Raw genomic sequence first — 14,985 nt, forward strand, 5'->3', positions numbered from 1 at the left:
CTCTCGATGCGATGAGTGATGCCGTGCAGGATACCCAATTGCCCCTGCCCCGGCATCCGGGCCGCCTCACTTCGCCCCACGCCGGGCAAGCACCTCGGCGTAGACCTCGTTCCGGGACAGGCGGGTCGTGCGCGAGACGACCCGGGCGATGCTCTTCGGCGCCACCCCCTCAGCCACCAGCGCATCAATGAGCGCATCCGCCTCGGCCGTGTCGGTACCAACCGCGGCCACGGGCGGCCCGACCATGACCACAAATTCCCCGCGGGCCGGGATCTCCCCGGCTTGCAAATCCGCCAGCACGGACGCCAGACTGCCGTGTGCAAACTGCTCGAAGCGCTTGGTCAGCTCGCGGGCGACCACGGCGCGCCGCCCGTCGCCGAGTTGCTCGGCACAGGCGGCCAGACTCTTCGCGATCCGGTGGGGCGCCTCGTAGAACACCAGCGTCGCCTCCACGGCGGCCAGCGCAGCCAGCCGGTCGCGACGGGCCTTGTCCTGGGCGGGCAGGAACCCCTCGAACCAGAACGGCCGCGCCGGCAGCCCTGACGCGCTCAGGGCCGCGATCACAGCCGAAGGCCCGGGTATGGGGGACACCGCGATTCCTTCCCCGGTGAGTGCCGAGACCAGCAACTGGCCGGGATCGCTGATCCCCGGCGTGCCGGCATCGCTGATCAGAGCCGCCGAGGCACCCTGCCCGAGCCGCTCGACCAGTGACGCGCTCGCCGCCCGCTCGTTGTGCTCGTGGACAGCAACCAGTTCTTTCCTCACACCCAGATGATCGAGCAGGACCCGGGCATGGCGGGTATCCTCGCAGGCGATCAGGTCCACCCCGCGCAGCACCGACGCGGCCCGCTCGCTGATGTCGGCCAGGTTGCCGATCGGCGTGGCGACCACGTAGAGCGTCCCGGGTTCGACCCAGCGCCCCGCTCCGTCCGGGGAACGATCGAACGCCTTTCCTTCCTCCCGGTCAGACATGCATCCACCCCCCGTCGACATCGACACAGGCATTCACCGGGACCGGGTCCGCCAACGGCTCGCAGCCCCGGCATGGCTTTTTCAGGGTGTCCATTTGTTTATACTCACCGCTTGTTCACGTCATCGGGTTAACCGGGACATCACCAGCTACCTCAAAGGCGCCGGAGTCTGCATGCCGATCACCAACTGCCAGCTCGCCCAGAAGGATCTCACGCGTCACATGTCATCGACCGCTGATCGAACATACGCCCGGACCATCCGGACCGCCCTGGCCACAGTCGCCCTGATGGCGATGGCCGGGTGCGCACAGATGGCGGTTTCTCCCCAGGAAGCGCAGCGCTCCGAGGCCCAGATGCGGGTGGATCAGGCAAGGGCCGATGCCGACCCGGTCGCCCTGACCAGCGCTCAGATGGAACTGTCGCGCACCCTGACGGGGTCCGAGCGCGCCGAGCAGCAGCTCATCGCCATCGAGACCGCAATCGATGCCCTCGAACTCGAACTGGCCAGGGAACTCTACCAGCAGACCGACACCCGGGAGCAATGGCCGCGCATCGACCGGCGCCGGGCGGCGATTGCCGACGGGATCGGCCACTGGGCCGATGGAGACGTCGACCGGGCGATCCGCACCATCACCAACCTTCCGCTGCCACTCGCCCCGGAAACCGAACGCCGCCGACTGCTCCTGCTCGGGGCATTGAATGTCGACAAGGGCAATCACCTCGACGGGGCACGCTTCTATTCGGCACTCGGCGAACAGCTCCCAGACGCGCCGGCCGAGCAGGTGCATGCCCGACTGTGGGACGCGCTGGCAAACGTGGACACTCGGCAACTGGCGCAAGCGAGCGAGCGGACCACGGATCCCGTATTCGGCGGCTGGCTCGAACTAGCGCGCGACTACCGCCAGAGGCCGGACCGGCTGAGCGGCTGGGCCGACGCCAACCCGGACCATCCGGCGACCGCAACCGGGTTCGTCGAGGTGCTGACGACTACCGGGCCGATGGGCGCCATCGACACCCTGCGTGTCCCGGACAGGCACGGTCCGATCGCGGTACTGCTGCCGGAAGACGAGCGCTACCGCGGCATCAGCGAGGAAATCCGCCGCGGCATCGAGTATGCCCGCGAGGCTACGTCTCTGGGTTCCCAGCGAGATTTGTTCTACCTTGACTCGGGCACTGACGGGATGTCGGCACGCATCGCCCTCGAGCAGGCGGCCAACCGTGGCGCGAGCGTGGTCATCGGTCCGCTGGTCAAGGAGCAGATCAGTGCCCTGGGCGGCCTGCCCGCCGACGGCCCGGTGGTGATCGCGCTGAACAGCCCGCCCGACGGCGAGCGCCTCCCCCGCGGGATCATCAGCTACTCGCTGTCACCGGAGCAGGATGCCGTCTCGGTCGCCAACCGCATGCTGGCCGACGGTCACCAGCGGGTTGGTGTATTCGCCGCCGACACCCGGCTGGGGCAGCGCGCCCGTAATGCCTTCGTCGACGAGTTCACGCTGCAGGGCGGCGAGATCCTCGACGAGGCCACGTTCGCCGCCGGCCAGACGGATTTCTCCCGTGATCTTCCCCGGCTGCTGAAGATGCAGTCCGAGGAGGATGGCCCGTTCCAGCCAGAGATCCGCAGCGACATGGACGCCATATTCGTCGCGGCGGCTGCCGACGAATTGTCCCTCGTGGCCCCACAGCTCGACTATTTCGGCGCCGACGACCTGCCGCGCTATGCCCTGTCCACCACCTACTCGGGCAACCGCGATCCGCGCAACGATTCGGACAAGCAAGGCACCATCATCCCGATTGCCCCGATGCTGCTGGCCGGTTCCGCCGGGCCGGGACACCCCATGCGTCTCGCCTATGAGCGTGCCCAGCTTGCCGGCTCCCTGCCGAGGCTGTTCGCCTTCGGCGCGGATGCCGCGATGCTGGCCGCCCATCTCGACATCCTGCTCGACGGAGGCGTGGTCTCCGGGCTGACCGGGGACCTGTCCTTGACCCCCGTCGGCGTCATCGAACGCAACGCGGCCTGGGGGCAGTTCCGCGACGGCATGCTGCGCCCCTATGGCACGGAATCCGGCTTGCCGACCACCGACAGCCCGGTCAGCCCGGTCAGACGCCCGGCGAGCGCCCCCGACACCACTGCCCCCGGCAGCGGCGAGACATTCTTCCGGATCGTCGAGTGAGATCGTGAGGCCGGGCAACCCTCTCGGCCGCGCCGCCAGGCATTGGATGGAGCGCCGGGCCATGCCGTGGAACGGAACGCGCCAGGAGCGGGGACGGCAGGCCGAGGAACTCGCCCGGCGTCACCTGGAGCAAAACGGGCTGGTCCTCCTCGAACGCAACGCCCGCGCCGGACGCGGCGAGATCGACCTCGTCATGCGGCGCGACGACACGCTGGTGTTCGTCGAGGTCCGGGCGCGGGCGACCGGCTCGCTGGTCTCCGCCGCCGAGAGCCTGTCGCCGCAAAAATGCGCCAAGGTACGGGAAACCGCACAGCGACTGGTAAGCTCGCGTGATGCCTGGCAGGACATGTACTGCCGCTTCGACGTGGTGGCCGTGACCGTTCCCCGCCATGGCGGCAGGCCGGCTATCGACTGGCTCCCCGATGCATTCTGACTCAGCAAGTATTCCCTGAACACGCTATCGAGCGACAGCACGGACCCCTGACGAAATGAGCGAGATCCTAGACGGACTCAAACGACGCCTGGACGACGACCTGCAGGAGATGGGCCGCCTGCTCGACCAGATCGCCCCGCAAGCGCTCGAGGCGGCCGGCGTCATCCTGACGGCCGTGCTCAATGGGCAGCGCGTGCTCGCCTGCGGCGCCCGGGACCGAAACGACCTGGCGCACTATTTCGCCCGGCTGATGACCGGACAGTTCGAGCACCCGAGACCCGGGCTCCCGGTGATTCCCTTGGCCGAGTACCCGGGCGGGAAGGAGCCCTTCGTCAAGCCGATCCGGGCACTGGGGGCCCAGCACGACGTGCTGCTCGCCATCACCCGCAACGCGGTCGACGGCATCGAGCCCGCATTGCGCGCGGCGCACGAACGCGAGATGCAGGTGGTCCTGATCTCCGCCGGATCCGAGGAACTGATCGCACCGCACCTGCACAGCCAGGACCGGCTGATCTGCGTGCCAACCGACCGCCCCGGCATCGCTCAGGAGATGCAGCTCAAGCTCATCCACATGCTGGTCGACCTGGTAGACCGCCAGCTCCTCGGCCTGACGAACTGACCCCATGAGCACCACGGACATCGAAACTCTTGCACAGCGCTTGGCCGACCGCATCGGAGCCGATCGAGTCGCCACCGATGCCGGCACCACCTGGGCCTACGGAATGGACAACAGCCGGGTGCATCACGCGCCCGGCCTGGTGGTCTTCCCGGAAAGCCACGACGAGGTCGTGGAGGTCATCCGGGCCGCCGCCGAGGCGCGCATCCCGGTGACCACCCGCGGACGCGGCACCGGCACGGCCGGCGGCTCGGTACCGGTAGAGGGTGGCATCGTGCTGGTGACCGACCGCATGACGCGGGTGATCGACTTCCGACCCGAGGATCGGCTGATCGTGGTGGAGGCCGGACTGATCAACGCCGACCTGCAGCGCATCGTCGGCGAGAAGGGTTTCTTCTGGCCCCCCGACCCGACGAGCAACGTGCTTTGCACCGTCGGGGGCAACCTCGGTGCCAATGCCGCCGGTCCGCACGCGGTCAAGTACGGCACCACCCGGGAGAACGTGCTCGGCCTGCGCGCGGTCGACGGCCAGGGCCGGAGCATCAAGGCGGGCACTCAGACGACCAAGGGCGTGGTCGGCCACGATCTCACCCGCCTGCTGATCGGTTCGGAGGGCACGCTCGGCGTGATCACCGAGGCCACCCTGCGGCTCACGCCCCTGCCCGAGACACGACGACTGCTGCGCGCCTTCTACCCCGACATGCACGCCGCCTCCGAGGCCGTCTCGCGACTGATGGGCCAGCCGGCCACCCCGGCGGCCATCGAGTTTCTGGACGGCAACGCCCTGGACCTGCTGCGGCGCAATTCGGCAGTAGAGATCCCCGAGGATGCCGGCGCCCTCTTGATGATCGAGGTCGACGGCGACGAGACCGGCATCGACGGGCTGGTCGAGCGGATCGAGGCCGCCGCGAACGACCCCGACAAGGCGATCGACATCGCCGTCGCCCGCACCGAAGAGGAGCAGGCCAGCCTCTGGGCCGCGCGCAAGGCGCTCTCGCCTACCCTTCGGCAGGTGGCACCGAAAAAGATCAACGAGGACGTGGTGGTCCCCGTCTCGCGCATCCCGCGGCTGATCGCCACGCTCGACGAGATCGCCCGCCGCCATGCCATCGCGATCGTGAACTTCGGCCATGCAGGCAACGGGAACATCCACGTCAATCTGCTGGTCAACCCGGACGACGCCCGCGAGATGGCGGCAGCGGAAAAGGCCCTGACCGAGGTCTTCGATGCCGTGCTGGCACTCGACGGTACGCTCTCGGGCGAGCACGGCATCGGCTACGTCAAGCGCGAGTTCGTCTCCCGGGAGATCACGCCGGATTCGCTGGCCCTGATGCGGGGCATCAAGCAGGTCTTCGATCCGCTGGGCATCCTCAACCCGCACAAGAAACTGCCCGATACGGAGTCAGCCGATACCGACGGTTGAGGCTGTGGCAGACTGGGGCCTCGACCGGACCGCAAAACCCGCTCGCATGGAGGAGCACTCGACTTGGACCACAGCGTGACCTTTCTCGCCAGCGCGACCATCACCGGCTTCGCCCTGGCGACCGCCCTGCTTCTCGTCGACCAATGGCAGCGGGCCAGGCTCTCTCTCCGGCTGCCCGCCCTGCTGATCGCGATCGCGGCACTGGTCGGCCAGGCGGCCCTGCTCTACCGACTGGGCTTCCAGACCGATCCGACCGCCCTCAACCTCACGGTGCTCAACTCGCTGTCCGTTGTGTTCGGCCTGGCCAGCGCCATCACGGTGGTCAGCACCTTCCGCGAGCGACTGGAGAGCATCGCCGTGCTGCTGCTGCCGATCACGGCACTGACGGTCTTTCTCACCGTGTTCGTCCCCGAGTCCAACGTCCCGATAAAGACCGGCATGGTGGCGCTGGATGCCCACATCCTGATCTCGCTGGCCGCCTATGCGCTACTCACGCTGGCCGCGTTGCAGGGGGTAATGCTGCTGCTGCTCCACCAGGCCCTGCACGGTCACCAGCCGGCCGGCTGGGTCCGCATGCTCCCGCCCATGGAGTCGGTCGAGCAGCTGATGTTCCGGTTCATCGTCACCGGCTTTTTGCTGCTGACGCTGGCGCTGGTGACCGGCTTTCTCTTTCTCGAGAACATCTTCGCCCAGCACCTGGTGCACAAGACCATCCTGTCGGTCATCGCCTGGGTAGTCTTCGCCGTATTGCTGGTCGGCCGCCACCTCGCCGGATGGCGGGGACGCACGGCGGTGCAGTGGACCCTGGCGGGCTTCATCCTGATGGGGCTGGCCTACTTCGGCACCAAGATCGTGCTCGAGTGGATACTCGATATCGGCTGATTTCCGCAATCGCGACCCATCGGCTCGAAATACTGCCGCCTTGGCCTTACACTGCCGGCTGGCCCAATAACGAATCCAACCACTCTTGAACGAGATACCCTTAGGTTTTCTGTTCACGGCCCTGGCCGTGCTCATCGTCCTGTCCGCCTTCTTCTCCAGCTCGGAGACCGCCCTGATGGCGCTCAACCGCTACCGGTTGCGCCACCTGGCCAAGCAGGGCCAACGCGGCGCGATCCTCGCCTCGCGGCTGCTCGACGAGCCCGACCGCCTGATCGGCCTGATCCTGCTGGGCAACAACTTCGTCAACATCCTCGCCTCGTCGATCGCCACGGTGATCGGCCTGCGGCTGTTCGGCGATTCCGGCATCGCCATCGCCACCGGGGCGATGACGTTCCTGCTGCTGATCTTCGGCGAGGTCGCGCCCAAGACTGCCGCTGCCGTCTTCCCCGAGCGCTTCGCCTTCCCGGCCTCGTTCGTCTACTCGTTCCTGATCCGCCCGCTGCGTCCGGTCATCTGGCTGATCAACTGGCTGGCGAACGGACTGCTGTCGATCTTCGGGCTGCACCCCAGCGGGGCCGGATCGAACGCGCTCACCCGGGCCGAACTGCACACCATCGTGCGCGAGTCCGGCCAGCGCCTGCCGGATCTCGACCAGAGCATGCTCCTGTCGGTGCTCGAGCTCGGCAAGGCCAGCGTCGAGGACATCATGATCCCGCGGGCCGAGATCGTCGGCATCGACATCACCCAGGATTGGAAGGACGTCCTCGACCAGCTCATCCATGCCCCGTATTCCCGTCTGCCGGTGTTCGAGGGATCGGTGGAGCACACCATCGGGATCATCAACGTACGACGACTGATCGGCCCACTGATCGATCAGAGCCTGACGCTCTCCCGACTCAAGCGGCGAGTGGCCGAACCCTATTACGTGCCAGAAGGCACGCCGCTGACCACCCAATTGCTCAACTTCCAGCGCCAGGAGCGACGCTCGGCCTTGGTCGTGGACGAATACGGCGACATCCAGGGACTGGTAACGCTCGAAGACATCCTCGAGGAGATCGTCGGCGAGTTCACCACCTCACCCGATTCGGACCATGAGGGCATCACCCTGCAGGACGACGGCCGTTATATCGTCCGCGGTAACCTGCCGATCCGCGAGATCAACCGCGAGCTCGAGGTCGAACTGCCCACCGACGAAGCCAGCACGCTCAACGGGCTGGTGATCGAGCAACTCGAATCACTGCCGACCGTGGGGGCCACCATCGACCTGCCCGATGCACATATCGAGGTGCGGACGGTGAGAAAGCGCGCCGTCGACACGGCACTGATCACCACCTTCAAGCGCGGCGACGGCGAGACCTGAGGCAAATGGCCAAGAAGAGCCAGACAGCGTTCGTCTGCCGTGAATGCGGCGCCGACCACCCGAAGTGGGCCGGGCGCTGCAACGAGTGCGGTGCCTGGAACAGCCTCGCCGAGATGCGTCTGCCGGGCGGGAAGTCGCCGGCTCGCGAAGCGGCGGGATACGCCGGCGAGGCGCCGGCCATCACGGCCATCGGCGAGGTCGAGGTCAGCGAGACGGCCCGCGAATCCAGCGGGCTGGGAGAACTCGACCGCGTCCTCGGTGGCGGACTGGTACCCGGATCGGTCGTGCTGCTCGGCGGCGATCCCGGCATCGGCAAGTCCACCCTGCTGCTGCAGACCGTGCTCGGCCTGCAGGACCGGCTCGAATGCCTGTACGTCACCGGCGAGGAATCCCTGCAACAGGTCGCCCTGCGCGGTCGTCGGCTGGGCAACGACCTGGCCGGGCGGGCCGGCGATCTGACGCTCCTGAGCGAGACCCGCATCGAGTCGATCCTGGCCGCCTGCGCAAAGTCCTTGCCCGGCCTGATGGTGGTCGACTCCATCCAGACGCTCTACACCGAGGAGCTTTCCGCCGCCCCCGGCTCAGTATCGCAGTTGCGCGAGGCCACCGCCCAGCTGGTTCGCTTCGCCAAGCGCCACGGGGTGATCGTTCTGATCGTGGGCCACGTCACGAAGGAAGGTGCGCTGGCCGGCCCGCGCGTGCTCGAGCACATGGTCGACACCGTGCTCTACTTCGAGGGCGACCCCGGGGCGCGTTTCCGCGTGATTCGCGCGGTGAAGAACCGCTTCGGCGCGGCCAATGAGGTAGGGGTGTTCGGCATGACCGACCACGGCCTGAAACCCGTGTCCAACCCCTCCGCGATCTTCCTCTCCCGCCACGAGAAGCCGGTGCCGGGCAGCGTGGTGATGGTCACCCGCGAGGGTACCCGTCCGATGCTGGTGGAAGTCCAGGCACTGGTGGCCGACCATCCCGGCGGCGGCTCGCGGCGGCTGACCGTGGGCCTGGACCAGAACCGCTTGGCGATGCTGCTGGCCGTGCTGCACCGTCACGGCCAGGTCGCGCTGTTCGACCAGGACGTGTTTCTCAACGTGGTCGGCGGCGTGCGTGTCGCCGAAACAGCCGCGGACCTGGCCAGCCTGATCGCGATGCTCTCGAGCTTCCGCGACCGGCCGCTACCCGAGGGACTGGTGATCTTCGGCGAGGTGGGGCTGGCCGGCGAGATCCGCCCGGTCCCCGGCGGGCCGGAACGCTTGACCGAGGCGGCAAAGCACGGCTTCACCCGCGCGATCGTGCCGAGAGCCAACAAGCCGCCGAAGCCCATCGAGGGGCTGGAGGTGATCGGGGTGGGTCACCTCGACGAGGCCATCGAGGCGGTCGACACCTTCTGAGACCGGGCCCGACGGTCTTTGGTCCCGCCTGCCGCCCGGCGGTATAATGTTGCAACCCATCGATGAGGCCAGCCATGGATTCCGACCGCATTTCCTCCCAGACCATCGAAGAAGGCGCCCCCTCGGCGATCGCCCAGTACGAGAAGGCCCTGGGGGAACTCGAGCAGATCGTCGCCCGGCTGGAACAGGGCGATCAGAGCCTGGAGCAGTCGCTCCAGGACTACGAACGCGGAATCCGTCTCGAGCGCCAGTGCCAGAAGGCACTCGACGAGGCCGAACAGCGCGTCAACGCCCTGAACGACTCGCCGGCGGAAGACGACGCTCCCTCCCGGGACGACGGCAGCCTGATCTGACCGCGTCGTGATCCCGACTTCGACATCAGCCGACAAGCACCATTCGACGCCGGACTTCGATGCCTGGCTGGCCTCCCTGCGCGCCCATTTCGAGCCCCGCCTGGACAGCACCCTCGATCGCCTGCTGGCAGACACCCCGACCGACCTGCAGGAAGCCATCCGCTACGCCGCCCTGGATGGTGGCAAGCGCCTGCGCCCCGCCCTGGTGTTCCTGGGCAGCCTCCACGGCCGCCCCTGGCCAGACCTGGACGACCCCGCCCACGAGAAGCTGTGGCCGGCGGCGATCGCCGTCGAGCTGATCCACGTCTACTCGCTGGTCCATGACGACATGCCCTGCATGGACGACGATGACCTGCGCCGCGGGCGCCCCACCCTGCACCGGGCCTTCGACGAGGCGACCGCCGTGCTCGCCGGTGACGCCATGCAGTCGCTCGCCTTCTCCGCACTGGCCGAGGCCCGGACGGACGAGGCCGTGCGACTGGACTGGATCCGGCGGCTGGCATCGGCATCCGGCCCTTCCGGCATGGTCGGCGGCCAGGCCATCGACCTGTCGCTGGCAGGAAACCGGAAAGCGAGCGAGATAGCCACGCTGGCCGACCTGCACGACCGCAAGACCGGGGCGCTGATCCGCGCGGCACTGGCCATGGGCGGGCGCTGGAGCGGACTGTCACCGCGCCAGACCGCACAGGTCGACTTGTTCGGCCGTCTGCTCGGCCGCGCCTTCCAGATCCAGGACGACATCCTCGACGTCACCGGCTCGGCCGAGGCACTGGGCAAGACGCCGGGCAAGGACCTGGCTGCGGACAAGTGCTCGTACGTGACCGTCGCGGGGCTCGAGGGAGCACGAAAGGAACTCGATGACACGGTTCGCCGCGCGCATGCCGCGCTGTGGGAACTGGGCACGCTGGGCACCGACAGCCATGCGCTGAGCAGCTGCCTGGATTTCGTCATCCACCGCCAGCACTGACGGCCCCAATGCCCCTTTCCTCCGTTCATACTCCGCATCTCGACCTGATCGACAGCCCCGCCGACCTCAAGGGGCTGTCGCGTCCGACACTGCATGCGCTGGCCGAGGAACTGCGCACCGCCCTGCTCGCCCAGATCGATGCCACCGGTGGACATCTCTCCGCCAACCTGGGCGTGGTGGAGCTCACCCTCGCCCTGCACCGGGTCTTCGACGCCCCCGAGGACCGGCTGGTGTGGGATGTCGGACACCAGACCTACCTGCACAAGACGCTGACCGGCCGCCGCGGCGAGATCGGTCGGCTGCGCCAGCGCGGCGGCCCGGCCGGCTTCACCCGCCGAGCGGAAAGCCCGTACGATCCGTTCGGAGCCGGCCACTCCAGCACCTCGATCAGCGCGGCACTGGGGATGGCCATCGCCGCCAGGCAGCAAGGTTCGGCCCGTCACGCGGTGGCGATCATCGGTGACGGCGCGATGACCGCGGGCCAGGCCTTCGAGGCACTAAACCATGCCGGCGACTGCCGCGCCGATCTCCTGGTCATCCTCAACGATAACGAGATGAGCATTTCGCCGAACGTCGGGGCGCTCAACCAGCACTTGACCCGTCTGCGCAGCCTGCCGCTGATCGAGAAGCTGCGTCATTCGGGCGAGAGTGTGCTCGCCCAGGCCGGTCCCCTGGGCGACCTGCTCGGCTCGACCCGGGCAAGCCTGCGCGACGGCATGCGTCACCTGACGGGGGCGAGCAGCCTGTTCGAGGAACTGGGTTTCCGTTACTTCGGCCCGATCGACGGGCACGACCTCGATGCCCTGCTCGACACGTTGGGCAACCTGCGAGACCAGCCCGGCCCGCGACTGCTGCACGTCGTCACGCAGAAGGGGCGGGGACTAGACGAGGCCGAGCGCGACCCGGTGCGTTACCACGGGGTCGGGCAACGCACTGTCAGCCGGCTGGCCTCCAAGGAGATCGCTCCGCCCGCCAGCCCCTCCACGCGCCCGACGTGGACCGAAGCCACCGCCGAAATCCTCTGCCGCCGGGCCGAGAGCGACCCGCGAATCGTCACCATCACGCCGGCGATGGTGGAGGGCTCCGGCCTCAAGACATTCCAGGAGCGCTTCCCGGACCGCCTACACGATGTCGGCATCGCCGAACAGCACGCCGTCACGCTCGCCGGCGGCCTGGCCACCGAGGGCCTGCGTCCGGTGGTCGCGATCTACTCGACCTTCCTGCAACGCGCCTGGGACCAGGTGATCCACGACATCGCCCTGCAGAATCTGCCGGTGGTATTCCTCGTCGACCGCGCCGGGCTCGTGGGCCCGGACGGCCCGACCCATGCCGGCAGCTTCGACATGTCGCTCGGCCTGAGCGTGCCGAACCTCCGGCTAGCCGCCCCAGCCGATCAGCGCGATCTCGAGGCGGCCATGGAGACAGCTCTGGCACACGACGGGCCGACGATGATCCGCTTCCCACGTGACCGCTGTCCCGCCGATCTGGGTGGAGCCGCGGGTAGCGACTCCTGGGCACCACGCCTGATCCGGCGCAGCAGTAATGCTGGACGACGTCTGTTGCTGATCGCCGTCGGCCCGCTGACCGAGACACTGCAGCCCATCTGCGAGGAACTCGACCTGACCCTGCTCGACCTGCGCTGGGTCAAGCCGTTGCCCTTCGAGGCAATCGCGGAACTGGCCGAGGCACATGCGGGGGTCGTGACCGTCGAGGAAGGCAGCCGCATCGGCGGGGTGGGCGCGGAGATCCTCTCGCGGCTGCTCGAGTCGGGCAACCCGCGACCGGCCCTGCGACTCGGCATCGAGGACCGCTTCATCGAGCACGGCAGCCGCGACGAATGCCTGGCCGACACCGGGCTTGATTTTCAGTCACTTGCCGATAGTATCGCCGCATTCCTCGACAGGATTTCCGACTCATGACCGACCATTCCGCCCGGACCAGTGGGCCCACCTATACCCTGACCACCGAAGTGGAATTCGCCGCGGCCCACCGCCTGCACGGCTACGACGGCAACTGCGCGCGCCTGCACGGCCACAACTGGCGGGTAGTGGTCGAGGTGACCGGCACCCAGCTCGATTCGGTGGGCATGGTGATGGACTTCAAGGAGATCCGTGCGCGGGCACGCGAGGTCGCCAAGGGGCTCGACCACGCCTATCTCAACGAGATCCCGCCCTTCGACATGATCAATCCCACCGCCGAAAATCTCGCGGCCTACTTCCACCGCGAGATCGCCCGGCTGGTCGACGGTGAGACGTACCAGTGCTCGGCGGTCACCGTATGGGAAAACGAGCGCTCCGCGGTGACCTTCCGACCGTGACCTGCCGCCTGTGCTAGAGTCACCCCCGAGCGGCCATTAGCCCGCTTTATCCATTCAACATGCACCGAATAGCTTCCATGAACAGTCACGAAATGCCCGATGTCCAGTCCAGCCACGATGCGCGCGACATCGCCATCGACCAGGTGGGCATCAAGGCCATCCGTCACCCGATGACCCTCGTCGATGGCGATCAGGAACAGGCCACCGTCGCCGAGTGCCAACTCACCGTGGGCCTGCCCGCCGACCGCAAGGGCACTCACATGTCGCGCTTCGTGGCACTGCTCAACGAGAACCCGTTGCGCCTGTCATTGTCGGGAATGGCCGACTGGACACGGGCAATGGTGGACAGGCTCGAGGCCAACGCTGGCGAGGCGCATTTCACCTTCCCGTACTTCGTGCGGAAGGACGCCCCCGTGAGTGGCCAGCCGGCGGTGATGGATTACGACGTCACCCTCAGCGGCCACCTCGAGCATGGCCGGGCACGCACCATGCTCAAGCTGGTGATCCCGGTGACAAGCCTCTGCCCCTGCTCCAAGGAAATCTCCGCGTACGGTGCGCACAACCAGCGTTCGCACATCACGGTCGAGACCGAGATCAGTGACACCGCCCTGGCCATCCACGACCTGATTGCCGCGGTCGAGGCACAAGGTTCCTGCCCGCTGTGGGGGCTGCTCAAGCGTCCGGACGAGAAGTACATCACCGAGTACGCCTTCGACAATCCCAAGTTCGTGGAGGACATGGTTCGCGATGTCGCCAGCGCCCTCGACGACTTCGAAGGCATCAACGGCTTCGAGATCAGCGTGGAGAACTTCGAGTCTATCCACAACCACTCGGCATGGGCCGTGATCCGCCGTCCGGCGCGCTGACACCCAGCCCGGGAGCGACATGAAAAAGGGCCCCGTCGATCGACGGGGCCCTTCTTGCATCCGGCCGGGCGAAAAGGCCCGGTCCGACTCGACCTCACTCCAGCTCGGACTTGATCCGGGACAGGACGACCGAGCGATCCTCCGGCAGCGAGCCACCGGCCACGTTGATGGTACGGATGCGGACGTCGGTACCGCCATCTCGGCGCGGCTCGACCCGAAGCGTCAGATGGAGTGTCATCTCGGCATCCTTGTCGATCGTCACGCCGCGCATGAGGATGCCCTCGTAGAGCGCCTGCGGGTAGGGGTGGCTCACCTCGACCTCACCCGTGTCCCGATCCCGGGAGACCGGATCGAAGCCCAGACGGTCCAGCGCCAGCCCCAGCCGGTTCCATACCTTCGGGTAGGACTGAGTCACCACGACGTGGCGATCCTCGGGCTCGTCCCCTTCCACCTTGGCCCGCGGGCTGAACTTGGCACCCACCATCTGCCGCGCCTCCTCGGCACTGCCGCCAGACAGGTAGGCCGCCAGTCTTGCCATGGTCTCGGCATTCATCGACGGGTCGTCCACCGCGTTGCTGTACTTGAAGGTGTCGCTCTCGTCACCCGGCATCAGGGGCTCGTCGCCGGTCAGCTCGCGCTTCTGGCTGGTGACGAACACCAGCGTTTCGCCGGCGTCGTCGCCCCGCTCGATGCGCAGGCGCACCCGCTCGATGAAATCGGGTTTGAAGAGGGTATCCGCCGCGACCCGGAGGAAATTCATGATGGAAAAGCCGGTCTGGTCACCACTGGCCAGCCCGGTCCACTCGGTCTCGATCAGCCCGGCGCTCGCCTCCTGGCGGCGGATCGTGTAGCCCTCCTCGCGCAGGAAGTCGCGCAGTTTCGGCCATACGGCGTCCGGCTCGGCTGCCACCACCAGGTAGCGCGACCCCGGCTCTCCGGCGACCTGGATGTCGGTTCCCGAGTCGAGCACCCCGCCGGATTCGCGGCGATCCATCTGCTCGGCACGGGCGGAGGCGATCTCCGGAAGTGCCACCGCCCCGCCGGATGTCGGCCGAGTGAATTCCGGCGGCACCTCAAGGTTGGCGGCCCGGTCGGCCTGACGATCGTCACCACCGAAGAACGGGACGCTGGAGCAGCCGCTGATCAGGCCGGCGGCCGCCACCGTCGCCAAGGTCAGCATCCGGGAAGGGTTGGTGTGTCGCATACCTGTTGTTTTCCAGTGTGTATTGATCATGAGT

The 14,985-nt window shown here is 67.5% G+C and carries 14 protein-coding genes; 12 read left to right on the top strand and 2 right to left on the bottom strand.

Annotated features, from left to right (window positions below; genetic code table 11):
- Nucleotides 1-66: 66 nt before the first annotated feature.
- Complete coding sequence (gene rsmI, locus ACESL5_RS01860) at nucleotides 67-972, bottom strand: 16S rRNA (cytidine(1402)-2'-O)-methyltransferase (protein WP_372591079.1); 906 nt, start codon at nucleotides 970-972, stop codon at nucleotides 67-69.
- 310 nt (nucleotides 973-1,282) lie between these two features.
- Between rsmI and ACESL5_RS01865 the strand changes: the two genes are divergently transcribed.
- The 12 genes from ACESL5_RS01865 (at nucleotide 1,283) to folE2 (ending at nucleotide 13,747) form a co-directional block, all read left to right on the top strand.
- Nucleotides 1,283-3,142 carry a penicillin-binding protein activator gene (locus tag ACESL5_RS01865; RefSeq protein WP_372591080.1) on the top strand — a complete coding sequence of 620 codons (1,860 nt, stop codon included), beginning with the start codon at nucleotides 1,283-1,285 and terminating at the stop codon, nucleotides 3,140-3,142.
- 61 nt (nucleotides 3,143-3,203) lie between these two features.
- The gene (locus ACESL5_RS01870; RefSeq protein ID WP_372591081.1) at nucleotides 3,204-3,575 is read left to right on the top strand and encodes a YraN family protein; all 372 of its coding nucleotides are present in this window, start codon (nucleotides 3,204-3,206) and stop codon (nucleotides 3,573-3,575) included.
- A 55-nt stretch (nucleotides 3,576-3,630) separates the two neighbouring features.
- Nucleotides 3,631-4,194, top strand: a complete 564-nt coding sequence (locus tag ACESL5_RS01875; RefSeq protein ID WP_372591082.1) for a hypothetical protein — start codon at nucleotides 3,631-3,633, stop codon at nucleotides 4,192-4,194.
- A gap of 4 nt (nucleotides 4,195-4,198) precedes the next feature.
- A complete protein-coding gene (locus tag ACESL5_RS01880) occupies nucleotides 4,199-5,614 on the top strand; it encodes an FAD-binding oxidoreductase (protein ID WP_372591083.1) in 1,416 nt (471 codons plus the stop codon).
- Nucleotides 5,615-5,677: 63 nt separating this feature from the next.
- Complete coding sequence (locus tag ACESL5_RS01885) at nucleotides 5,678-6,496, top strand: inner membrane protein YpjD (RefSeq protein ID WP_372591084.1); 819 nt, start codon at nucleotides 5,678-5,680, stop codon at nucleotides 6,494-6,496.
- Nucleotides 6,497-6,581: 85 nt separating this feature from the next.
- Nucleotides 6,582-7,856, top strand: coding sequence for an HlyC/CorC family transporter (locus ACESL5_RS01890; protein WP_372591085.1), 1,275 nt, complete (start codon nucleotides 6,582-6,584; stop codon nucleotides 7,854-7,856).
- A gap of 5 nt (nucleotides 7,857-7,861) precedes the next feature.
- On the top strand, nucleotides 7,862-9,244 hold the full coding sequence (gene radA, locus ACESL5_RS01895) for a DNA repair protein RadA (RefSeq protein ID WP_372591086.1): 1,383 nt from the start codon (nucleotides 7,862-7,864) through the stop codon (nucleotides 9,242-9,244).
- 74 nt (nucleotides 9,245-9,318) lie between these two features.
- Nucleotides 9,319-9,597 (top strand): exodeoxyribonuclease VII small subunit, encoded by a 279-nt coding sequence (locus ACESL5_RS01900; protein WP_372591087.1) that lies wholly within the window; start codon nucleotides 9,319-9,321, stop codon nucleotides 9,595-9,597.
- 7 nt (nucleotides 9,598-9,604) lie between these two features.
- Nucleotides 9,605-10,564, top strand: coding sequence for a polyprenyl synthetase family protein (locus tag ACESL5_RS01905; protein WP_372591088.1), 960 nt, complete (start codon nucleotides 9,605-9,607; stop codon nucleotides 10,562-10,564).
- Between the two features lie 8 nt (nucleotides 10,565-10,572).
- Nucleotides 10,573-12,483 (top strand): 1-deoxy-D-xylulose-5-phosphate synthase, encoded by a 1,911-nt coding sequence (gene dxs / locus ACESL5_RS01910; RefSeq protein WP_372591089.1) that lies wholly within the window; start codon nucleotides 10,573-10,575, stop codon nucleotides 12,481-12,483.
- Nucleotides 12,480-12,881, top strand: coding sequence for a 6-carboxytetrahydropterin synthase QueD (gene queD, locus ACESL5_RS01915; RefSeq protein ID WP_372591090.1), 402 nt, complete (start codon nucleotides 12,480-12,482; stop codon nucleotides 12,879-12,881). The genes dxs and queD overlap by 4 nt, the downstream gene beginning before the upstream one ends.
- 77 nt (nucleotides 12,882-12,958) lie before the next feature.
- On the top strand, nucleotides 12,959-13,747 hold the full coding sequence (gene folE2 / locus ACESL5_RS01920) for a GTP cyclohydrolase FolE2 (RefSeq protein WP_372591091.1): 789 nt from the start codon (nucleotides 12,959-12,961) through the stop codon (nucleotides 13,745-13,747).
- A 94-nt stretch (nucleotides 13,748-13,841) separates the two neighbouring features.
- On the opposite strand, the gene bamC is transcribed toward folE2, so the two are convergent.
- Nucleotides 13,842-14,951, bottom strand: a complete 1,110-nt coding sequence (gene bamC / locus ACESL5_RS01925) for an outer membrane protein assembly factor BamC (RefSeq protein WP_372591092.1) — start codon at nucleotides 14,949-14,951, stop codon at nucleotides 13,842-13,844.
- Nucleotides 14,952-14,985 lie beyond the last annotated feature (34 nt).

Source organism: Guyparkeria sp., assembly GCF_041687595.1.
Classification (GTDB): Bacteria; Pseudomonadota; Gammaproteobacteria; order Halothiobacillales; family Halothiobacillaceae; genus Guyparkeria.

Excerpts from the sequence above, each read along its gene's own strand:
- rsmI (WP_372591079.1), bottom strand. The coding sequence starts at position 972 with ATGTCTGACCGGGAGGAAGGAAAGGCGTTCGATCGTTCCCCGGACGGA.
- ACESL5_RS01865 (WP_372591080.1), top strand. The coding sequence starts at position 1,283 with ATGGCGGTTTCTCCCCAGGAAGCGCAGCGCTCCGAGGCCCAGATGCGG.
- ACESL5_RS01870 (WP_372591081.1), top strand. The coding sequence starts at position 3,204 with ATGCCGTGGAACGGAACGCGCCAGGAGCGGGGACGGCAGGCCGAGGAA.
- ACESL5_RS01875 (WP_372591082.1), top strand. The coding sequence starts at position 3,631 with ATGAGCGAGATCCTAGACGGACTCAAACGACGCCTGGACGACGACCTG.
- ACESL5_RS01880 (WP_372591083.1), top strand. The coding sequence starts at position 4,199 with ATGAGCACCACGGACATCGAAACTCTTGCACAGCGCTTGGCCGACCGC.
- radA (WP_372591086.1), top strand. The coding sequence starts at position 7,862 with ATGGCCAAGAAGAGCCAGACAGCGTTCGTCTGCCGTGAATGCGGCGCC.
- ACESL5_RS01900 (WP_372591087.1), top strand. The coding sequence starts at position 9,319 with ATGGATTCCGACCGCATTTCCTCCCAGACCATCGAAGAAGGCGCCCCC.
- dxs (WP_372591089.1), top strand. The coding sequence starts at position 10,573 with ATGCCCCTTTCCTCCGTTCATACTCCGCATCTCGACCTGATCGACAGC.
- queD (WP_372591090.1), top strand. The coding sequence starts at position 12,480 with ATGACCGACCATTCCGCCCGGACCAGTGGGCCCACCTATACCCTGACC.
- folE2 (WP_372591091.1), top strand. The coding sequence starts at position 12,959 with ATGAACAGTCACGAAATGCCCGATGTCCAGTCCAGCCACGATGCGCGC.
- bamC (WP_372591092.1), bottom strand. The coding sequence starts at position 14,951 with ATGCGACACACCAACCCTTCCCGGATGCTGACCTTGGCGACGGTGGCG.